This window comes from Nitrospina sp. 32_T5 (assembly GCF_052156635.1).
Lineage (GTDB): Bacteria > Nitrospinota > Nitrospinia > Nitrospinales > Nitrospinaceae > Nitrospina.
In genome coordinates this window covers 1-20,437 of record NZ_JBQKUO010000002.1, presented here as the reverse complement: position 1 = coordinate 20,437, position 20,437 = coordinate 1, and the positions used below count along the sequence as shown (strand labels likewise).

24 protein-coding genes and 1 pseudogene are annotated in these 20,437 nt (G+C 57.8%); 10 read left to right on the top strand and 15 right to left on the bottom strand.

Annotation, left to right across the window (positions count from 1 at the left end; all coding sequences use genetic code 11):
* Nucleotides 1–39: 39 nt before the first annotated feature.
* Together ACTRW9_RS04835 and ACTRW9_RS04830 are read left to right on the top strand one after the other, a co-directional pair.
* A pseudogene (locus ACTRW9_RS04835) lies at nt 40–135 on the top strand (zinc-ribbon domain-containing protein); the annotation flags it as partial.
* 159 nt (nt 136–294) lie between these two features.
* Nucleotides 295–3,129, top strand: a complete 2,835-nt coding sequence (locus tag ACTRW9_RS04830) for a hypothetical protein (protein ID WP_442428997.1) — start codon at nt 295–297, stop codon at nt 3,127–3,129.
* Here the strand turns inward: ACTRW9_RS04830 and obgE are convergent, their stop codons facing one another.
* From obgE to rplU, 3 genes are read right to left on the bottom strand one after another with little or no spacing between them, the layout of a single operon-like run.
* Nucleotides 3,130–4,188, bottom strand: coding sequence for a GTPase ObgE (obgE, locus tag ACTRW9_RS04825; RefSeq protein ID WP_442428506.1), 1,059 nt, complete (start codon nt 4,186–4,188; stop codon nt 3,130–3,132).
* A 32-nt stretch (nt 4,189–4,220) separates the two neighbouring features.
* Nucleotides 4,221–4,478: a 50S ribosomal protein L27 gene (gene rpmA, locus ACTRW9_RS04820; RefSeq protein WP_442427788.1), complete on the bottom strand. Its 258-nt coding sequence runs from the start codon at nt 4,476–4,478 to the stop codon at nt 4,221–4,223.
* Between the two features lie 15 nt (nt 4,479–4,493).
* A complete protein-coding gene (gene rplU, locus ACTRW9_RS04815; RefSeq protein WP_442428505.1) occupies nt 4,494–4,805 on the bottom strand; it encodes a 50S ribosomal protein L21 in 312 nt (103 codons plus the stop codon).
* Nucleotides 4,806–5,024: 219 nt separating this feature from the next.
* Here rplU and ACTRW9_RS04810 point away from each other — a divergent pair, with 219 nt between their 5' ends.
* A complete protein-coding gene (locus ACTRW9_RS04810) occupies nt 5,025–5,600 on the top strand; it encodes a class I SAM-dependent methyltransferase (RefSeq protein ID WP_442428504.1) in 576 nt (191 codons plus the stop codon).
* Between the two features lies 1 nt (nt 5,601).
* Nucleotides 5,602–6,465, top strand: a complete 864-nt coding sequence (locus ACTRW9_RS04805) for an SHOCT domain-containing protein (protein ID WP_442428503.1) — start codon at nt 5,602–5,604, stop codon at nt 6,463–6,465.
* Nucleotides 6,466–6,496: 31 nt separating this feature from the next.
* On the opposite strand, the gene ACTRW9_RS04800 is transcribed toward ACTRW9_RS04805, so the two are convergent.
* From ACTRW9_RS04800 to ACTRW9_RS04785, 4 genes are read right to left on the bottom strand one after another with little or no spacing between them, the layout of a single operon-like run.
* Nucleotides 6,497–7,129 carry an O-methyltransferase gene (locus ACTRW9_RS04800; RefSeq protein ID WP_442427792.1) on the bottom strand — a complete coding sequence of 211 codons (633 nt, stop codon included), beginning with the start codon at nt 7,127–7,129 and terminating at the stop codon, nt 6,497–6,499.
* 11 nt (nt 7,130–7,140) lie between these two features.
* Nucleotides 7,141–7,800 (bottom strand): DNA-3-methyladenine glycosylase family protein, encoded by a 660-nt coding sequence (locus ACTRW9_RS04795; RefSeq protein ID WP_442428502.1) that lies wholly within the window; start codon nt 7,798–7,800, stop codon nt 7,141–7,143.
* The gene (locus ACTRW9_RS04790; RefSeq protein WP_442427794.1) at nt 7,800–8,600 is read right to left on the bottom strand and encodes a hypothetical protein; all 801 of its coding nucleotides are present in this window, start codon (nt 8,598–8,600) and stop codon (nt 7,800–7,802) included. Before ACTRW9_RS04790 ends, ACTRW9_RS04795 begins: the two co-directional genes overlap by 1 nt.
* Before the next feature lie 3 nt (nt 8,601–8,603).
* Nucleotides 8,604–9,122: a shikimate kinase gene (locus ACTRW9_RS04785; protein WP_442427795.1), complete on the bottom strand. Its 519-nt coding sequence runs from the start codon at nt 9,120–9,122 to the stop codon at nt 8,604–8,606.
* Between the two features lie 242 nt (nt 9,123–9,364).
* Here ACTRW9_RS04785 and ACTRW9_RS04780 point away from each other — a divergent pair, with 242 nt between their 5' ends.
* On the top strand, nt 9,365–9,826 hold the full coding sequence (locus tag ACTRW9_RS04780; RefSeq protein ID WP_442428501.1) for a tetratricopeptide repeat protein: 462 nt from the start codon (nt 9,365–9,367) through the stop codon (nt 9,824–9,826).
* A complete protein-coding gene (locus ACTRW9_RS04775; protein WP_442428500.1) occupies nt 9,823–10,494 on the top strand; it encodes a hypothetical protein in 672 nt (223 codons plus the stop codon). The genes ACTRW9_RS04780 and ACTRW9_RS04775 overlap by 4 nt, the downstream gene beginning before the upstream one ends.
* 28 nt (nt 10,495–10,522) lie before the next feature.
* Here ACTRW9_RS04775 and ACTRW9_RS04770 read toward each other — a convergent pair whose 3' ends face one another.
* Nucleotides 10,523–11,464, bottom strand: a complete 942-nt coding sequence (locus ACTRW9_RS04770) for a hypothetical protein (RefSeq protein ID WP_442428499.1) — start codon at nt 11,462–11,464, stop codon at nt 10,523–10,525.
* Between the two features lie 384 nt (nt 11,465–11,848).
* Here ACTRW9_RS04770 and ACTRW9_RS04765 point away from each other — a divergent pair, with 384 nt between their 5' ends.
* Nucleotides 11,849–12,085 (top strand): sulfurtransferase TusA family protein, encoded by a 237-nt coding sequence (locus ACTRW9_RS04765; protein ID WP_005005869.1) that lies wholly within the window; start codon nt 11,849–11,851, stop codon nt 12,083–12,085.
* Between the two features lie 156 nt (nt 12,086–12,241).
* Here ACTRW9_RS04765 and ACTRW9_RS04760 read toward each other — a convergent pair whose 3' ends face one another.
* The 5 genes from ACTRW9_RS04760 to nirK all read right to left on the bottom strand — a co-directional run bounded on the left by ACTRW9_RS04760 (nt 12,242) and on the right by nirK (nt 16,664).
* Nucleotides 12,242–13,015, bottom strand: coding sequence for a type III pantothenate kinase (locus tag ACTRW9_RS04760; protein ID WP_442428498.1), 774 nt, complete (start codon nt 13,013–13,015; stop codon nt 12,242–12,244).
* Between the two features lie 41 nt (nt 13,016–13,056).
* Nucleotides 13,057–14,895, bottom strand: coding sequence for a carbamoyltransferase family protein (locus ACTRW9_RS04755; protein ID WP_442428497.1), 1,839 nt, complete (start codon nt 14,893–14,895; stop codon nt 13,057–13,059).
* Nucleotides 14,896–14,907: 12 nt separating this feature from the next.
* Complete coding sequence (locus ACTRW9_RS04750) at nt 14,908–15,057, bottom strand: DUF5989 family protein (protein ID WP_005005875.1); 150 nt, start codon at nt 15,055–15,057, stop codon at nt 14,908–14,910.
* 12 nt (nt 15,058–15,069) lie between these two features.
* Nucleotides 15,070–15,426, bottom strand: a complete 357-nt coding sequence (locus tag ACTRW9_RS04745) for an SxtJ family membrane protein (protein ID WP_442428496.1) — start codon at nt 15,424–15,426, stop codon at nt 15,070–15,072.
* Between the two features lie 164 nt (nt 15,427–15,590).
* The gene (gene nirK, locus ACTRW9_RS04740; RefSeq protein ID WP_442428495.1) at nt 15,591–16,664 is read right to left on the bottom strand and encodes a copper-containing nitrite reductase; all 1,074 of its coding nucleotides are present in this window, start codon (nt 16,662–16,664) and stop codon (nt 15,591–15,593) included.
* A 124-nt stretch (nt 16,665–16,788) separates the two neighbouring features.
* Between nirK and ACTRW9_RS04735 the strand changes: the two genes are divergently transcribed.
* The 3 genes from ACTRW9_RS04735 to ACTRW9_RS04725 all read left to right on the top strand — a co-directional run bounded on the left by ACTRW9_RS04735 (nt 16,789) and on the right by ACTRW9_RS04725 (nt 18,052).
* A complete protein-coding gene (locus tag ACTRW9_RS04735) occupies nt 16,789–17,139 on the top strand; it encodes an STAS-like domain-containing protein (RefSeq protein WP_442428494.1) in 351 nt (116 codons plus the stop codon).
* 203 nt (nt 17,140–17,342) lie between these two features.
* A complete protein-coding gene (locus ACTRW9_RS04730; protein ID WP_442427803.1) occupies nt 17,343–17,834 on the top strand; it encodes a hypothetical protein in 492 nt (163 codons plus the stop codon).
* A 56-nt stretch (nt 17,835–17,890) separates the two neighbouring features.
* On the top strand, nt 17,891–18,052 hold the full coding sequence (locus ACTRW9_RS04725) for a hypothetical protein (protein ID WP_442428493.1): 162 nt from the start codon (nt 17,891–17,893) through the stop codon (nt 18,050–18,052).
* A 6-nt stretch (nt 18,053–18,058) separates the two neighbouring features.
* Here ACTRW9_RS04725 and ACTRW9_RS04720 read toward each other — a convergent pair whose 3' ends face one another.
* On the bottom strand, nt 18,059–19,345 hold the full coding sequence (locus ACTRW9_RS04720) for a NupC/NupG family nucleoside CNT transporter (protein ID WP_442428492.1): 1,287 nt from the start codon (nt 19,343–19,345) through the stop codon (nt 18,059–18,061).
* An 83-nt stretch (nt 19,346–19,428) separates the two neighbouring features.
* Entirely contained in the window at nt 19,429–20,307 is an 879-nt protein-coding gene (locus tag ACTRW9_RS04715; protein ID WP_442428491.1) for an SDR family oxidoreductase, read from the bottom strand.
* Nucleotides 20,308–20,437 lie beyond the last annotated feature (130 nt).

The following is a 20,437-nucleotide window of genomic DNA, read 5'->3' as shown; positions in this document are numbered from 1 at the left end:
TCCCTATAATGGAAGTTAAACCTTGTTATACAAGATTTTATGAAGATCGTATGTCCGAAATGCCGCGCGAATTATGAGGTCGCCCTCCCTCCCCTGGGCGAACAGGGCATCGAGCTTAAATGTGCGGTCTGCCACCATCCGTTCCGCATCAAGAAAAAAGCGGCCCCCTCTTTAACAAAGCCGCAGCCGCCCAACCAACCTCGAACAGGTGGGGAAAGTGCCTCCCCCGACTCGCAAAAAAGCCCCGGTGCCCCTCCGGTTGTTTCTGCCGGTGAGGAATCGTCGGAATCAAAAATGGAAGAAACATCAGGCGACATGCTGGGCCTGGGCGATGAACCGATCGATCCCGACCTGCCGGAGGAAGTGATCGCGCGTGCCGAAGACCTGGAAGCCATTCCCGACACAAAAGACTGGGATCAGGTAGCGGACTCGGCAAAAGCGCTGGAAGAGGAGGAACTGGCGGAAGCTGCCCAGTACGCGGAAGAGTTTGCCAAAAACGGGGATTCCTCAACCGAACATTCCGGGGAAACCGGCAACGACGCCATGCCGGAGAATCCGGAACCTGTTGAAACGACCGCCAAGGCACCAAAGGATCTGGTTGACCCTGAAATCTGGGTAGACGCAATATCCGGAGAGGCCGAGCCCGAGGCTCCTCCGGAAGAAGAAGCCTCCGATGCTCCATTTGAGGATCCGGAATTGTGGGCCGAGGCCTTTGCAGATGAAACGGCCCAACCCGCCGCCATCAATGCGGAACCGGAAGAGGAAGCCGCAGAGCCGGAAGTGGTGGAAGAGGAAGTCGATGATATCGATGCCTGGGCCGAAATGTTTGCCGAAATGGCACCGGAAGACGACCAATGGGAAAAGGCGGCGGCCGAAAGCGAAATGGAATCCGCGCCTCCCCCGGACGTGCAGGCCGAGGCTGACAGGCCCGGGGCCCAGGAGCCTTCTCCACCGGAAGAAGTTCCTCCATCCAGGCCGGACGAGGTCCCTCCAGAACCGGAACCCGTTCCTTCCCCGCCGCCCAGGGAAATGCCATCAGACCAGCCTGAGGAGGTGCCGCCCGAACCGGAAGGCATGACCGCCGGGACCGCGCCGGAGCCCTCCAAATCTTATGAAGATCTGGAATCCGAACTCGAGGCACTGGAGGCACAAAGAAAAAAACTCAAAAGTCAGAAGGCGGAGTCCAAACTGAAGCAACTGGAAGAACAGCGCCTGATGCTGGAATTGGAGAGACAAAAATTACAGGGTGAAGCTTTCGAGGAACAGGAGAAAAAAGAAGCGGATACCGCATCTATTCAGGAACAGGAAACCCGACCGGATCCCGAACCCAGCGTGGAGCCCGAAGTCCTCACTACGGTGGAGGAGTTGACCGCCTCTCCTGGAGAACCGGAAGAAATTAATATGTTGGACGACGATCTGGACGTCATCGGACTGGATGAAGAGTTCGCCGACCAGGAAAAAGAAGTCATTGGCCTGGATGAAGAGTTTGCGCGGGCAGATGCAGAAGCGACCCCGGAACCCGTCCCGCCGGCTCCCGAAGATGCCTTTACCGATCTGTTCCCGGAAACCGAGGGCGAAACCGAACAGATGCCTGAAACGAAAACCGCCGTCTCAGAAAAAGAAGCGACGCCCCCTCCGGAGGGAGAAACCGAATCGGGAACCCCTCCAAAACCCCTGCATCCCGGGTTCAGCGCCTTGGAGAATCTTGGGGGCGATTTTTTTTCCGGAGATCGGGTAACCGGGGAATCGAAGCCGGCGTCCAAGGAATCTGCCATGTTCGATAACCTGGGTAAAAGGGGTTTTGACGACTTGCCTTCGGACCCTTCACCCGGCCTGGATTACACTTCCGCCACATCCAACGAGGAACCGGACGACTTCACCGCCGCCTTTTTCAGTCAAAAAGGAGAACTGGACATCGCGTCCCTTGGAAAACAGGAAACGGACACCCCATCGCCGATGAAAAACGTATCGGATTCCAGCTGGGCCGAGTCGCTGGATGCTTCCGAGGAAGACGATGGGTTGACGCGGGAGGAAATGTGGGAACGCGAGTTTCCAAACATGGATGAGGATGAAGAGGAAAACGCCCTGGCGGTCACCCATGACGACCCGTTTTCCGATGTAGGGGATTTCCGCGATGAAGATGAAGAGGATCTGGACGAGTATGGCGACGATGCCCGCCCGGTGGTCATTGGCAGGGAATATGACGATGATGCGGCTTACGAGGAGGAGGGGTTTGAAGGCGTCGACGAGTCAGCTTACGAAGACTATGATGATGACGAAGATTACGACCTCGCTTTCAGGGAGAAAAAGCCCAGTCTGTTCTCAACCCATCAGCGACGCAAGGGCGGCCTGGTCGCCGCATCGGTCGTCGCAGGCCTTCTTCTGCTTGCCGGGACAGGGTATTTCCTCATGCAAACCTTCACTCCGGAGGAGTTGACCGACTCCATGGTGGCAGACGGTGAAATCCCTGAAGACATGGTTCCCCATGATACCCAAAGCACTCAAACTTCCCCCACCATCAATCCCGAGGTGCAGGATCTGCTTACGGAGTCCGGGGAGGAAAAAGAAATGGACATCGATCAATTGATGGGAGACACCCGGATTCCCGAAACCAAGACCGAGCCGGAAATCGAGCCGGTGGTGAAGGACCCTGAAACCAAGCCCGGCAACGCACTGGATGAGGCGGCGCAATTGCTGGAGCCTTCCGCGGACAATGAACTGTTGAAGGAACTGGAACAATCCGAAATCCTTCAGGAATCCCAACAGGAGATCGAGCAGGCGATCAAGCAGGAAGAAGAACTCGCGCAATTCATCGATCCCAATGCCACCATCGTGGCCTTCAACACGATTCTGCCCGTTGCTTATAACACCACGGACATCCGCGTATTGAGTTTCCGCCTGGAGATCGAAATGGACACGCCGGACAGCGCGGAAGTTGTTCGCAAGGCCCTGCCCGTTTACGAGAACGTGATGGTTTCGACGGTGGAGCGGTTTTTCAATCAGCGGTTCTATACCGATGTGGTGTATGCCAAGGAGAAACTGCGCGACAGGTTGCAGGAAGCGTTCAACAAGAACATCGAAAATGGAAAAATCCGCAAAGCCAGCTTCACCGACTTCGCTATCCAGTAATCAGTTTTCTTCCGCCCAATCTTCCTTTCCTGACCCTCCGGGGGCAATGTCCGGAGGCGGCACGTGCTCCTGCAATAGTTGATAGGTCTGGTGGATCAGGCCGCTGATGCCTTTCCCTGTCACCGAGGACACCGCCAACAGCCTGGGATTGATGATCTTCAGGCGTTCGCGGTAACGTTCGAATTTTTCTTCCGCTTCCGGGTGGTCGATCTTGCTCGCCACCAGGATCTGCGGCTTTTCATGCAAGTCCTCGCTGAAGGCCTTCAACTCTTTCTGAATGGTTTCATAATCCTCGATCGGATCGCGATCAGACAGGGCGGAAAAGTCCAGCATGTGCAGGATGACCCGGGTGCGTTCGGTGTGCTTGAGAAAGCGCGTGCCCAGTCCCTTGCCCTCGTGCGCCCCTTCGATGAGACCGGGAATGTCCGCAGCGACAAACGACTTGTATTCATCCACGCGCACCAGCCCGAGGTTGGGTGTGAGCGTGGTGAAGGGGTAGTCGGCGACCTTCGGCCGTGCGTTGGAGATTTTGGAGATGAGCGTGGACTTGCCGGCGTTGGGAAACCCGATGATGCCAACATCAGCAAGCAGCTTCAATTCCACCAGCAGGACACGCGAGTCACCCGGCTTTCCCGAATCGGCCCGGCGTGGGGCGCGGTTGGTGGAGGATTTGTAATGATCGTTGCCGAACCCGCCGCGGCCGCCTTTGCCAGCGACGTATTCCTGGAATTCTTCGGTCAGGTCCGCCAGCACTTCACCCGTTTCGTAATCCTTGACGACCGTGCCCATGGGCACACGGATGACGCAGGTCTCGCCGCTTTTTCCGGTTTTGAGATTGCCGCTTCCGGGACGGCCATTTTCGGCGCGGTAAAGTTGCTGGTAACGGAGGTCGAGAAGGGTGGTGAGGTTGGAAACGGCCTGCAGGACAACATCGCCGCCGCGGCCGCCGTCGCCGCCGTCGGGTCCGCCCTTTGGGATGTACTTCTCACGGCGGAAACTGCAACAGCCGTCGCCGCCTTTGCCCGCGCGGACGGTGATCTTGACCTGATCGACAAACATGTATGGAAACGCATCCCCTTATGGGGAGCGCCTCAGTTGGCGGGATAAATGCTGACTTTTTTCTTGGTGCGGCTCAGCCACTCGAACTTCACGACGCCCGGCGTTTTGGCAAACAACGTGTAATCGTTGCCCACACCGACGTTGGTACCGGCATGGATGGTCGTGCCACGCTGGCGCACGATGATCTCGCCCGCCTTCACCGTCTGTCCGGCGAACCGCTTCACGCCCAGCCGCTTGCCGATGCTGTCTCGGCCGTTCGAAGTACTGCCCTGTCCTTTTTTGTGTGCCATGACGTCTCCTTCGCCTTACTTGGAAATGCCGGTGATCTTGAGGCGGGTCACCAGCTGGCGGTGTCCGTTTTTCCGGCGATAGTTCTTGCGGCGTCGCTTCTTGAATACCAGAATCTTTTTGTCCTTGAACTGCTCCACGATCTCGGCTGTCACCGCACTGCCTGAGACAAGAGGACTGCCTACCTGGATGTCATCGTCCGCACCGACCAGAAGAACCTGATCCAGAGTGACTGTATCGCCGACGTTGCCTTCCACTTTTTCCACCTGGATAACGTCGCCTTCGGCAACCTTGTATTGCTTTCCGCCTGTTTTGAGTACCGCGTACATTCCAATAACTCCAATGAACCTGTCTGGGACCGGTTTGGCTGGTGAGAGATGCTTTCCTGCGAGCCGGAAACGAAAGAAAGAATATACCGAAAACCCCCCTCCAAGTCAACCCGGACTGGGGCCTTCCCAAAATTATTTTGATACGCCCTCAAAATGGCATACCATGCTGGTTTTCCGGGAAATCAGGGGGGAGCCGCAGGAAACCCGATTCTGCATAATATGTCGGCAAAAGACAAGGAAAAATGGAACGCCAAGTACGAGGCCACGGACTGCCTGGCCGGTCGCGAGCCCTGCCAGTGGCTGGTGGAACACACCCCGCTTCTGCCCCCCGGTGGGCGGGCGCTGGACATCGCCATGGGCGAAGGCCGGAACGCCCTCTACCTGGCGGAACGGGGGTACCGGGTGACAGGGGTGGACATCTCCGAAGTCGCCATCGACCGGGTTCACCGCCTTGCCCGGGAAAAAAGTTTAAGGATTGAGGGCATTGCCGCCGATCTGGATACATACCAGTTCGAAAAAAACGCCTACGATGTGATCCTCTGTTTTTACTTTCTGGACCGGCAGCTGTTTCCAGCCATCCGCGAGGGCCTGAAACCGGGCGGATTCTTGATTTACGAAACCTTCAACCAGGACTATCTGAAATACAGCCGGTTCAAGCCCGAATGGGTGCTGGCACCGAATGAACTGCTGAAAACGTTCGGGGACTGGCTTGTGTTACATTACCGGGAAGTGGACGACCCGAAAGAGGAAAAAGCCTTCGCCTCGATCGTGGCCCGCAAACCCATACAGGAGTGACATGTCCCCATCCACGCACACGCAACTGAACTCGAACCGGATTTGCCGCTGGACCGCCCTTTTCCTGCTCGTCTGCATGATCGCAATGCTGGTGGGATGCAAGATCAAACACGAACCGGAAAGTTCCGGCCGGGTTTTGGAAGTGGACAACCTCACTCTCCGCTACATCAGTAAATTCCAGCTGGGGGATGCGGTGGCCCAGCTGCAACTGCAACACCCGCTCACAATCAGCGAAGCGGAGCTGGTCCAGCAGATGTGGTCCCTCAAATACAAGCCCAACTCCCTTTTGGGCGAGGAGGGACGCGTGTTCACCAAGGACGACGTCATGGACTCCAAACGGCTGCTGACCAAGGCCCTCAACCGGGTCCGGCCGGGGAATGTCGTCGGCTTCACCGTTGAATCTGATGGGGGAGACACTGAGGGAGCGGTCTTCGCCAGCGACAACCGACTGTACTGGAAGTTCGACAAGATTCAGGGAGTGGCGCACAATCTGACCCGCAACTTCAACGCGCGTTACGGCTCTTCGTGGCACATGCTGCCCCAGGAAGGACAAAAGTACTTCGTCACCGGCAAACTGTTCGGCAATAAAACATGGGAAAACTGGATCGTGGCGGATCTCGATTACAAGGGGCCGGTGAAGATCCGTCGGCTGAAACGCAAAACCGGCACCACGGTCCCGGAAAAACAGAACCCGAAACCAATGGCACCGGAAAACACCCAGCCGCAGGCCACCGGCAACGAGCCGCCTCTGAACCCGGAACTGGTGAAGAAACTGGAATTCCTGAAAAGCCTGCATGACCGCAAACTGATCGGTGAAGAGGAATACCTGGAGAAGCGGAAGGAACTGCTGGACAGTTTGTTCTGATATGGGCCCGGGCCGCCCGCCTACATCCTTTTCATTTTTTACGCAGGCAATACACCCCGTCACGAACGGTGAGCAGGACTCCTTCCACGCGGTCGTCGGCATGCACCGAACGGTTGAAGTCGTCTATGGCGTGGTCTGACTCGTCCTTCGGGTTCAGCACCCGGCCGCTCCACAGCACATTGTCCACAACAATCAATCCCCCGCTCCGCACTTTCGGAAGAACCGCTTCGTAATAATTCAGGTAATTGACCTTGTCCGCGTCAATGAATACCATGTCGAGCGGCCCGTCCACCTTCTCAACCGACTTCAAAGCGTCGCCTTCAAGAAGGGTGATCTTGCTTCCGTGCTCACTGCGGTGAAAGTATTTTTTAGCCATTTCAATCGCCGCTGGATCGACATCGCAGGTGAACAGGCGTCCGTCTTCCGGCAGGCCCTCCGCCATGGACAGCGCGCTGTACCCACTGAAGGTGCCGATTTCCAGCACACGTTTCGCGCCCAAAATCTGCACCAGCAGTTTCAGAAACCGCCCTTCCAGCCGACCTGTCAGCATCTGCGGCAGTTCCAGTTTCTCATGGGTTTCCTGCTTGAGCTGGGTCAGCAAGGGACCCTCATCCTGCGTGTGGTTGAACGCATAACGTTCGATCCTGTCGTCGATAAAATCCATGGGTCGTGCCTTCAGTAATTGATGATGGTTCCATCCAGCGTACGCCACGCGTACCAGGTGGCGACCGTTTCCAAAGGATGCCACGTCTCCGCCAGCGACCGCAACTGTTTTGCCTTTGGCATTTCGGGCAAATCATAAATCATCTTCACCGCCGCGCGCAGGCCCAGGTCGTCCACCGGAAGAACGTCCATGCGGTTCAGGGAAAAGATGAGGAACATTTCCGCCGTCCAGCGTCCGATGCCGTGAACCGCGGTCAGGCGCTCAATGATGGCTTCGTTTTCCAGGTAATTCAACTGGTGTGGCCGGATGGTCTTGTCGAGAAAGCGCGCGCTCAGGTCGTGCAGGTAGGCCGCCTTCTGACGCGACAGGCCGACGGCGCGCAGTCGGTCGACGGACACTCCCGCCACCCGGTCCGGTGTCGGCGGTTTGCCGTCGAACAACGCCTGAAAGCGGGCATAGATGACATCCGCCACGCGCGTGGAGATCTGCTGGCCGACGATCGCCTTGCACAGCACCTGGAAATAATTCCGGTTGCGCCGGAGACGCATGGGTCCGATTTGGCGGATGACGGCCGCCATCACGGGGTCCTGCCGGTCAAAATGGCGGAGGATGGCACGCGAGGCAGGGATGACGTGGTTGCGCGAGCGGGTGGATTTCGTGCGCGGGGGCATCAATCCACCTGCAGGAACTTGAAGCGGGTGAGCTTCGGCGCATTTTTCAGTTTCTGCGCGTAACCTTCAGTAAAACGGTTTTTGTAAAGGTCGAGCGTGACGAGATTCGGCAGGTGCTCGCTCTCGGCCAGCAGGTCGATGGCGCTGTCGGTGAGGCCGTTGTGCGGCAGGGTGAGTTTTTCCACGCTGTCGAGCACCTCCGATTCGCACAAGGCTTTCAACCCCTCGTTGCCGATGGACGTGCGGTCCAGATACAACTCCTTGAGCCCCCTCAGTTTGGAAGACGCCGCCAGCGCCGCCGCACCTTCGGGGCCGAGCGACGTCGCTTTCAGGTAGAGCGTCGTCAGGCCGGAGAGGGTCTCGGAGTTGCCGAGCGCCTCCATCGCCGCCGCGCCGATGTTGTTGTGATGCAGGTACAATACGCGCAGGCGGGTGAGGTGGGGCGACTCCGCCAGCGCGGCCACGGCCGCATCGGTGAGCTTGTTGTCGGCCAGCGACAGGGTGTGAAGTTTTTTGAGGGCCCCGGTTTTCGCAAGGAGGGCCACGCCTTCGTCGCCGAAACTGTTGGCATCCAGGTACATCATCTTGACCAGCTTCAGCCGGGCATAGCCCATCAAATCTTCCAGCTCGTCGTAGATGACGTCCTTGTCGTTGAGGTCGAGCTTGAAGGTCGGCTCTTCGCTGGTCTCGGCATTGGCGAACATGTCTCCCTCGTGCACCACCATCGACTCGCTTTTGTCGATGTCAGTGATGAGGGTCATGCTGTTGCGCACCAGGCTTTCGAACAGGGAGCCTTCCATGGTTCAAATCCACCCGTAGTTGTGCATGCGTTCGATGATTTGCTGGACCGTCTGTCCGGGGCGGGCGCGGCTGGTGTCGCACACCATGTCCGCCACGGCGGAGTACAAAGGCGCACGCTCTTCGTACACCTTTTTCTGCTCCTCCTCGAAAGACAGGCCTTCGGTGAGAGGCGGGCGGTCCCGGCCGCGCTGAAGCCGTTCCAGTATGATCTCCAGGCTGGCGTCCAGCAACACCACCTTGCCGTTGCGTTTTAGAAGCTCGACGTTGTCCGGGTTCAGCACCACGCCGCCGCCGCAGTCGATGATGCAGTTGTCACGCACCGCCACGCGGGACACCACGTCCGCCTCCATTTCGCGGAAGCGCGGCCAGCCGCATTGCTCCACGATGTCGGAGATGTCGCAGCCCGCGTCGTCCATGATCATGCGGTCGATGCTGAACAGCGGCCATTTGAGTTGCTTGGACAAAATTTTGCCGACGACGGACTTGCCGGTTCCGCGGTAGCCCATCAACACAATGTTCATTCCCATTTCCTCCCCAGGGTTCTGTAACGGGCGGCCACCAAAACCATAAACAGCTTCAAATCAATAAGTCCGATAACGGATGAAGGTTAGTGGATTTTTAAACCCGATGCAAACCAAAGACACGGCTCGCGGAAAACCACCGGGGACATCGCTGGCAACAATGCCCCCAAGTTATGTTAAAATGCCCGCATTGTCGCATGAAGGTCGGGTGTGGCTTCACCTCTTTCAGGAAAGGGCATACCGTGAACACTTTCAAAATTGTGAAGACTGTGGTGTTGGCCGGAATACTGGTTGCCTTGGGGGCTTCCGCCTCCTGGGCGGAAGAGGACAAACTCCTCAAATTGTGTGAAGAAGGAAACTCCGCCGCATGTTTCGAACGGGGTAAAAAGTACATCACCCTGGACAACGAAATTAAAAAAGCGATTCCCCTGTTCCGTAAATCCTGTGAACAGGATTACATGACGGCATGCATCTGGGGCGGTATCTACATCCAGAACCGGGGCCAGCAATACAGCCCGGAATGGAAGGAAGCAGCCAAAATGTTTGAGAAGGCCTGCGCAGCGAAAGAGGACGCCGCATGCTTCAACCTGGGGGCTTTGAAATACCGGGAAGGCCGGCAGAGCGCGGCCCTGAAATGGTTTCGAATTGCATGCGACATGGGCAATCAACCCGCATGCGGGAACATCGTTAAAATAGAAAAATGAGCACGCAACCGAAGAAAGCGAAAAACTGGGAAGAACTGATCAACGACGGCGAAAACTACGCAGGGCGTGGCGCGGAGTTCACCCCGGTGCAGAAAGCCCTGTTTGAATCCATACGCGACAAGGTGGTGTTGAAAGTGCAGGATCACTTTGTTTTCGCCAAACTGATGGACACGGAAGATCCAGGTTACCCGGTGGAGCTGGCGAAACTGATCGCCGGCTTCGAGCCCCTCGACAAGGTGACCTCCCTCATCATCACCCACAACAAAATGAACGCGGAGGCCATCCGCCTCATCACTGAAAGCAGGGTGCTCGGCAAGATCGAATACCTGCACCTGGGTTCCAACACGCTGGGGGACGAGGGTGCGCGGGTGGTGGCGGAATCACCGATGTTCAGCGAGGTCCACACGCTGAACCTGGAATGCAACGGCATCGGTCCCGAAGGCGCGAAAGCACTCGCCGCCTCACCGCACCTCACGAAGGTGACCTCGCTCAGCCTGGTGGACAACCGCATTGGCGAGGAAGGCGCGTATGCCTTTGCCGACTCCGACACGTTTTCCAACCTCACCTACCTGCACCTGGGCGGCAACCGCATCAAGTCCGACGAAGCCAAAAAGGCACTCCGCGAATCGCCCAAACTCTCCAAAATCGAAAAACTGAAAGTGTTCTGACGAGAGGGATGGCCGTTTCCAGGCTCTCTCATTCCTCTTCATAATCCGGGCGCAGAAGTTCCGGACGGGAGTAGTTGACGAAGTCGGGATTGGTCTCGACGCCCTCGGTCAGCACCAGCGTCTTGAGACCGGTGAGTGTTTTCGTGTAATAGACCGCATCGCCCCCTTCCTGGCCGAAATAGTTGCGGCCCATGTACAGTTTTTCCAGGTTGGGGAAATGGGTGCTTTCGCCGATGGCCTTGGCACCGGGGTCATCGATGGCGTTGTTGGTGAGCCACAGGATTTTGAGGTTGGGCAAAGGCTTCAGAGTGGCGAGTGCCACGGCTCCTTCTCCCAAAAGCTTGTTGGACGCGAGGTTCAATTCTTCCAGTCCGTCGAGCACCGTACCCGCCAACAGGGCGCGCACTCCCGCTTCCGTGATGTAGTTGCGCTCGAGAATCAAGGTCTTCAGGCATGGCATTTTGCCACCCGTACCCAGCGCTTCGGCGGTGGCGTCGGCCACTTCATTCCAGCCCAGGTTCAATTCTTCCAGTTCCCCGAAATGAGGCGAGTTCACCAGCGCCACCGCGGCGGGATCTTTCAGCCGGTTGTCTTCCATGGAAAGCTTCTTCAAATGCGTCACCATCACCCCCCCAGCTTCGGCGAGTTGCTTCACCCCCGTTTCGGTAATGAAATTGATGGAAAGGTTCAGGTCCTCCAACTGCTCCAGGTTGGGCGACTGAAACAGCGACATCAGGGCTTCGTCCGCCAACTGGTTGTCGGACAGGTCGAGGGTTTTGACCGATTTCACCGCATCGCATTCGGCAATGATGCGGGCTTCGTCGGTGCCAAAGTAGCGACCGGTCAACACCAGCCGGGAGGCATCCTGCTCCAACTGCCGGGCGATTTCCGCGTGCAGTTTTTCCGCTTTCTCCTCGTAGGTGGGCTCGTTCGCTTCATATTCCGTGTTTCCATCGCTTCGCACCGCCATATTGTTTTCTCGACTTTCCTTTAAAACAGGGTTTTCGAAAACCGCCGGATTATCCCCTCCGGCACTCCGATTGTAACAAATCCCCGGCCGGCACCATACCTCCCGGGAAGCTCAAAATAGCCCCGTCCCTGTCCCTTGGCCACCTGTCGGACCAAGCCTCCCGCAAAAAGGGGGGATTGAAGACCCGCAACCCACCCGAACTCTTCAATAAAAACAAAACTCCAATAGAATCAATCGGTTGTAACCCACCCTGAGGATTAAAAAAAATTAATGAACCATTCATTTTCTTTTAATGTTGCCGTCCTATATTTACAACCAAGGCAGGAGTTGCCGGGGAGAATCTTTTAATTGACCAGCGTCATCTTAATAAACAGGAGTGGGACCATGACCGTGTTCAAAACGCTCGATACCCGTGGATTGTCATTCTTCAGCGCGACCGATCAGTTAAACCAGGCTTTCAAGGATGTCAAAATGAACGGCATCCTGGAAATCATTTTGGACAAAAAGAAAAATTTTTCCGAAGCTTTTAGCCGCTGGGTGGAATCTAAAGGATATAAGGTATCCAATCGGGACGAAGATGCCCGGCTGGTTCGCTTGTTTATAAGCAAATCCAAACGGTAAAATAGAGATATAGAGAATCAATCGAATACATGGACATGCCTGATATGCAGTTGCCGGCTTTTTCGACTACTGATTTTCCTGGGGTCCCTCCTCTCCCCGGGTTTTAGCCCCTCCTCTAGTCGGGAAAGCCGGTTTTTTGTGTGAAGGACCTCCTTCTCACTTTCCCTGCCGGTTTCGATCATAAAGAATTTTCAAACCTTCCAACGTGAGAAACGGGTCGATCACCTCGACCACCGGAACCTGATCGGCGATGGCCTTGATGAGCCCGCCGGTGCCGATCACTTTCGCTTTTTCTCCCAGTTCCCCCTGCATTTTCGACACAATGTTTTCGATCATGCCGACGAAGCCGTAAATGGTGCCGGCCTGAATGCTCTCCACCGTCGATTTGCCGATCACCTTTTCCGGCCGGACGAGGTCCACCGGTGACAGCTTTGCCGTGCTTTTGTAAAGCGCTTCCATCGAAATCTGCAGGCCGGGAAAAATCGCGCCGCCCAGGTACTCGCCCTTATTCGACACCACGTCGAAGGTGATGGCCGTTCCAAAATCGACGATGATCAGCGGCCCGCCGTATTTTTCCAGCCCCGCCACGGCGTTGACGATGCGGTCGGCCCCCACTTCCGCCGGATTCTTGTAAAGGATGGGAATGCCCGTCTTGATGCCCGGCCCCACCACCAGCGGTTCGGTTTTGAAATACTTGCGCGACAACTCCTCGAACACCGGGATGAGCGGCGGCACCACGCAGGATATGACAATGTCGTCGATGGTGCCGGTGGTGATGTCGTTCAGCAGGATGAACTCGTTGGCCAGAACCCAGTACTCGTCCACCGTGCGGTTGCGTTCCGTACGGATGCGCCAGTGCGTGCGCAGGCAGTCCGCGTCATACAGACCGAAGACGATGTTGGTATTTCCAATGTCTACCGCTAAGAGCATGTGCAGAAATCCTGAAAGGCGGGGGGAGGAGGCGGGATGGCTCAGTCCAGCTCAAACGCCCCGGCGTGGTTGTTGATGAGAGCGGGGTTCTGCTCTCCCTTCTTAAGAAAACAGTTGCCTATGGCGAGCACGTCGATCTGCGTGCCCATGAAACAGCGAAACGCGTCTTCCGGCGTGCACACGATGGGCTCGCCGCGCACGTTGAAACTGGTGTTGACGAGCACCGGACACCCGGTGCGTCGCTGGAACGCCGTGATCAATGCATGATAGCGGGGATTGGTCTCTTTGTGAACTGTTTGAATGCGGGCCGAACAATCGACATGCGTCACGGCGGGGAGATCGGACCGCACCACGCGGAGCTGTTCCAGCCCGGTCCGGGAGAGATCGGCGTCCGTCAAGGAGCGACGCCGCCGCCGGGCCACCTTCGCCACCAGCATCATGTAGGGGCTGTCGGTGTCCATTTCAAAGTAGCGCGCCACCTCCTCTCGCAGGACGGACGGGGCGAAGGGACGGAACGACTCGCGGTTTTTGACCTTGAGGTTGAGGGTGGCCTGCATGTCCGGCGAGCGGGGGTCGGCCAGAATCGACCGGTTGCCGAGGGCCCGCGGACCGAACTCCATCCGTCCCTGGAACCACCCCACGGCGCGCCCTTCGGCCAGCGCCTCGGCGCAGGCGTCGATCATTTCCCCCTCTTCCATCACCGCAAATTGCGCCCCGGCGGCATCCAGCCGCGCCTGGATTTCCTCCTGTGAAAACTCCGGCCCCAGAAACGCCCCCCGCATGCCGTCAAGGGCAATGCCCGTCCTGCGGGGGTTGCCCGCATGCAGGTGATAAGCGCAGTAGGCCGCACCCAGCGCGCCCCCGGCATCCCCTGAGGCGGGTTGAATCCAGATGCGCTCGAACGCCCCGTCGCGCAGAACGCGCCCGTTGGCGACGCAGTTGAGCGCCACCCCGCCCGCCAGGCAAAGGTTCTTCAAGCCCGACTCCCTGGCGATCGAGCGGGTGAGTTTCAGCAGGACCTCTTCCGTCACCGACTGAATGGAGGCCGCGAGGTCCATATGCCGCTCCGTCAGCACCTCGGCGTCGCCGTTGCGCGGCGGACCGCCGAACAGCGCGTGAAACTTTGTGTTGGTCATGGTGAGGCCGGTGCAGTAATCGAAGCAGTCCAGGTTCAACCGGAACGTGCCGTCGGATTTCACGTCGATCAGGTGTTCAAGGATCGTGTCTTTGAATCGCGGTTCGCCGTAGGGGGCCAACCCCATCAGCTTGTACTCTCCGGAGTTCACCTTGAACCCGAGGTACTGTGTGAACGCTGAATAGAGCAGGCCCAGCGAATGCGGGAAATGGATTTCTTTTTGCAGGGTGAGTTCGCGCCCGCGGCCGATGCCGAACGACGTCGTCGCCCATTCGCCGACGCCGTCGAGAGTCAGCACCGCCGCTTCCTCAAACGGCGACGGGTAAAAGGCACTGGCCGCATGGCTCAGGTGGTGTTCGGAAAACAGCAGGGCCCGGTCGGGATCGCCCTCCCATCCCATGGCGCGCAATTGGCGCAGGAGCAACGGTTTTTGAAACAGCTTGTCCTTGATCCAGACGGGAATGGCTTTATGAAAGGTGCGGAATCCTTTCGGAGCGAAGGCGATGCTGGTTTCCAGCAGGCGTTCGAATTTCAGAAAGGGCTTGTCGTAGAAGGCGATGACATCGACTTCGGCGAGGCCGAGGCCCGCCTGTTCCATGCAGGAATGGATGGCGTGGCGGGGAAAGCGGGCGTCGTGTTTTTTACGGGTGAAGCGTTCTTCCTGCGCCGCGGCCACCACCACTCCGTCCCGCAACAGGGCCGCCGCGCTGTCGTGGTAAAAAGCGGAGATGCCGAGAACAACCATGGCCCGGCAGGATCAGAACAGGGTGTAGATGAACGGCGCCACCGCGGACCCCTGAGTCAGAATCACCAGCCCGCTCATCATGAGAAGCAGAGTCACGATGGGCAACAGCCAGTACTTCTTGCGGACCCGAATGAACACCCACAATTCCTTGACGACCGTCACGGAAACCTCCCGTCAAAACTGATTGATCAGCGACTCCGGCGCCGGGCCGGGGGGATCGCGTTCGATCCAGTAACTCGCAGCGGCGGGGTCCCGCCGCATCCGCAACAGGTCTTTTCCTAGTATACGAAGGAAAACCCCTGTCGGCGTCACCACGCAGAAATACAGGATGCCGAGGATGACCGGGCTCATTGTATTTCCTAAAATCCCACCAAGGCGAATCCATCTCCGATTGAACGGAGACAGCCAGGAAGGCCTCAACCCGGCAATGCCCAGTGTGACCACGGCGAGAACCAGAAACACCGGACGCACCGGACCGCCGTTCAGCAGGGGCCACAGGCCGATCCCCGCAAACACAGCGAAGAAAACCAAGCCAAACGACCTGTCGGAAGAACCTGATATAGGATCATCCTCCAAGCATTCATTTTCCACGGTATCCATGCCGAAAGATTATATATCAAATTGAGGATTTCTTCACCTGCGTAGGAAAACAGGATGCCTTGGAAAGGGGGATATGATGAGTGTGAACGCCCCGGTCAGGGGGTGGACAGGAGTCCGGGGACAGGGTGGCCCTCGACTTTCAGCAGGCCGTAGGAGCCGCGATCGATGCGGGCGATGGCGTGGTCGAGCAGGATGTAATCGCCGGAATTCTCCAGGGTGAGTTCGACGGCGGACGCCCCTCCGGCAGGCACCAGGGTGGTCTGCACCCGGTGCCGCGGCGGACTCATGGCCCCTTCCGGATAGACCACATCAAACATCTCCCCGATGATGTGGAAATTGAGGACGCGCGACACCCCGCCGTTGCCGACGAAGATGCGGATGCGTTCCCCCTGTTTCACCTGAAGGGCGCCCGGGCCGGTGAGGGACCGCACCCGGCCGTTCCACACGATGTACTCGGGCCGCTCCTGCATCATTTTTTCAGGAGAAAAGTCCTGGAATCCCCGGTCTCCCAACGCCCCACGGGTATAAAATTCGCCCTGCATGATGTAGAATTCACGATCCACCTCGGGCCAGCCGTCTTCGGGATCGATGACGATCAGTCCGTAGAGGCCGTTGGTGATGTGCGACGGCACGTTGGGCGTGGCGCAGTGGTAGAGGTACACGCCGGGATGAAGCGCCTTGAATACGATCGTCCGCGTCTCGCCCGGTTTCACTTCGGAAAGCTTCGATCCGCCCCCCGGACCCGTGACCGCGTGCAGGTCTATGGAATGCGAATGGGTGCTGGTGGGATGGTTGGTCAGCGTCAACTCCACCGTATCGCCCACACGGGCGCGCAGAAAAGGGCCCGGAACCGTGCCGTCAAACGTCCAGAAAACGTATTCCGTATCCGGGGACAGGGTGGACACCAGCTCGCGGAATTCCAACTTGAACTTGACGGTTTCGGATTTCTTGCGTTGAATGGGTGGAGGCAGGTCGTGAGGCCGTTTGGCGATATCGTCCACGCGGGTCAGCTTGTCCACATCGATTTCATGAAAATGCGGCGCTTCGCCGGGCCCTACGGAAGGCAAATGGCCCGAACGGTGTGGATGATGATGCGGGTTCTCCGCGAACGCGGGTGGGAGCAGCATCCCCAAAACGAGCAGAATAAGCGGGCTGAAACGAAGACACATCAAATCCTGGTACTCCCGAATGGCAAAGCGAACTGAATGCTAAAACGCCCGCATTGGTGTTTGAATTCAGTATAAGGGATCGCATCATGCAGGGAAAACCTTATATTCCCCAGGAACTGAAATCATGGAAATCAAACTGAAAGAGGATATCGGAACCCGGTGCATTGCGCTCGACGACGGCATCCGGCTTTATGAAAAAATCCTGCCGGAATTGAAAGCAAAACAACCCGTGTACATGGACTTCACCGATGTGGAGGCGGTATTCTCCCCGTTTTTAATGGGGTGTGTCGGTCGCCTGCTGGATCATTTTGAAAAAGAGTTTTTGATGGAACACCTCATGCTCCGCAACATCCAGCCGGAACACCTGAAGACCGTCAACGAATTCATCGACCGTGCCGAACAGCGGCTGACTGAGAAAACGGACCTGGAATCCATGAAGGAATTTTTCGAAGAGGATGAGCTCGGCGACATTTAAAACCGTCGGCTGGGCCGGTCCCACGGTTTGAGCCCTTCCTTCAAATAGTCAGGAAGTGGAAAAGGATGTGCCGGATCCGCCCCCGGTTCGCCAACCGTGCGGATTTCGCATTGCCTGCAACCTGGGGTCAGGCTCTCTCCCACAGGCGGGAAGACAAATCGAATCTGAATTCGTATAATAGGAGGCTCAAGAAAGGGCCTGACATGAATCTTTACAAAGCATATTCACTGATTCCATCGACCCGTTTGACGATGGACCACGAGGAAGATGACATCCGCATCGAATGGATTGTCTATTTTCGTGACGAGCCCCTGCCCGTGCCCAAGATCATCGCCAATTACCCGCAAGCACTGGAGATGAATGAGGAGCAATCGGCCCCCGAATACCTGCGCTGGATCCAGAGCCGTGTCAACAACCTGCTACTGGAAGAGGAAAAGGAGGAGCTGGAGCGGTATCTGACCGAGAAATACGGCATGTCCGCCTATTTTGAAAAAATGGTCATCCCGATCGACGTCAAAAAACTGCCGTGGTTTCGCGAACGTTACATCAACAGCATGGTCATCCTGCACGAGCGCGGCGACCCCTTCATCCTCAACTCCTGCATCGTCGGCATGGTCTCACCGTTCAAAAATTTCAACACCGTCCACACGGTCAGCGAATTCCTGCAGGAAATCGACCGGCAGAACGAGGTTTGACCGATGGCCCCCACCCTTCAGCCGCCCGGACTCACCACTCTTCCCTTCCCGGCGTCATGAGCGGCCGACACGAACCGGACGGGGACAAGTACCCTCCCCTTACGGAAAAAGAAAAACGCGAGGCGTACTCGGTGTACATCGCCGCCATCGGTGTGTTGATCATCATCATTTCATTTTTCTGGAACATCGTGTCCCTGCTGTTTGGCGGCGCCGAGTGAATCCCGTCACGCCAGCACCCCGGCCACGCACCCTGTAAGCAGGGTCGCCAGAAACGACGTCCACAACGCCCGCACGCCCAGCACCGAAACCTCCCCCACGCGCTTCCGCATCAGGCTCGACACCCCGCCGATGAAGATTCCCATGCTGGCGATGTGCACGAAACCGCAAAGTGCATAGGTCAGGATGGTGAGCGAACGCGGGGTGAATGCCGGGACGTCTCCTCCCTGCACCGCCGCCAGCGTGAAGTACGCCGTCACCTCCGTCTCCACGAAACGCGAACCTAGAATCTGGGCCGCCATCTGCCACTCGCCGGGTTCCAACCCGAGCAGAACCACGAACGGCCACGTGAGCATCCCCAAAATGCGGGCCAGCGTGATCGGCTCCCCACCCACTTGGGGAAGGAGGTTCAGCAACAGATCCAGCACCGCTTCCAGTCCCAGCACCACAATCAGCAGGGTGGCGATGCCCACCGCCATTCCCACGCCCTGTTTGCCACCGTCCATGAGCGCCACCATCAGGTTGGCGGGCGGGGACTCACCACCGTCGTACCCCGCTTTGGCGGGCACTTCGCCTGCGGTGACGGGCTGATCGTTTTCCGGCAGGGTGAGCTTGCTCACCAGGATGGCGCAGGGGATGGAGATGATCGACGCGGACACCAGGTGGCCCGCGATCTGTGGAAACACGTTCTGCAATGCCAGCACGTACACGGCAAGCACGGTGCTGGCCACCGTCGCCATCATGCAGGTAAGAAGCGTGAGCAGTTCCGAGCGCGTCATGCGTTCGAGATACGGCCGTACGGTGAGGCTGGACTCGATGCCGACAAAGATGTTGGCGGAGGCCGACAGGGCCTCCGCGCCGGACAGGCCCATCAGCCGATAAAAAATGCGCGCAAAAAACCGCACCACCGCCTGCATGACATTCAGGTAATACAATCCGGCGACCACCGCCGAGAAAAAGATCACCGCAGGCAATACCTGCATGGCGAGCACGAAACCGATGGATTTCGTCCCGTCGGGCAGGCTCTCCCCGGGCCCCAGGGCCAGCGGACCGAACAGGAACACACTGCCCTTTCGCGATGCGGCGATCAGGGCCAGCAGAGCGTCGTTCACCCACGACAACGCGTCGCGCGTGAACGGCAACCAGAAAGTGAAGGCGCCAATCAGCCAGATGAGGACCAGGCTCCCCGCCACCGTGCGCACATTCGGCCGGGCGCGGTTGCCGGTGGCCCAGGCCACAAGGGCGAGAACAAAAAATCCGGTGAGTGACAGCAAACGGTACGGGGCGTCGTCCATGCTCCTCCTTGAGAATCGGGGTTGGGGCAGGCGGACCTCGACGGGGTCCGGGTACAGGAATTATAACAATGCTTCCGCCCGGATCATTCCAGTTTGGCGGCCAGGGCTTTCAACCCTTCGCGGTAGTCCGGGTAATGCAGGCGCACCTTCAGTTCCTTTTTGATGCGGAAATTGCTGACCCGCTTGTTGGTCAGGTAAAAACTTTTTCCCATCTCGCTCAAACCGGCTTCTTCAAACGGGACCAAAGGCGGTGGTTCCATGCCCAGCAGTTTACAGGCGAGCTCGGTGACCTCCGCCGGGGGGGCGGGGCAGTTGTCCACCACGTTGTACACGCGGCCCGGATGCGGCCGTTCGATGGACGCCTTCAGCACCTGCACCACGTCCGCCACATGGACGCGTCCGAACATGAGGCCGGGCTTGTCGATTCGCTGCGCGGTGCCCTGCCTGGCTTTGAGCAGGGGGTTGCGTCCCGGACCGTAAATGCCCGCCAGCCGGAACAGGTGCACGGGAAGCCGGTGTTTGTAGGCGAGGCGCATCCAGTTCGCCTCGGCCTCGGCGCGGCGTTGCTGGTGCGGGAAGGTCGGCGCGGGGGGCGTCTCTTCTTCCACCCAGTCGCCGCCGCGGTCGCCGTACACGCCGGTGGTCGAGAGGTAACCGATCCATTCGCATTCCGGCAGGGACATCAACAGCTCGCCGAAATGGTGCAGGGCCACATCACCCGCGTCCCCCCTGGGCGCAATGGTGACGAGCACATGCGTGGTCTCGGCCAGCGCATGGGACACATCCGGAACCGTTTCCGGAGCGTCGAACGTCCACACCTGCCAGCCCTGCTGTTCAAGTTCTTTTCTTTTTTCTTCGCTCCTGCAGGTGCCGGAAACGATCCAACCCTCGCCGTGCAAATTTTCCGCGAGCGCCCTTCCCACATACCCGAGGCCAAAACAGAACAGCCTGGCAGGTTTCATTCCTTCCTTCATAATTTCCACGCGTTCGTTATAAAATCGGTCAACCATAGCATAAAATTTAAAGCACGCTCAGACCTGATTCCTTTTTCCCGGCACCGGATCGAAAACCGACATGACCCCGCTGACACAC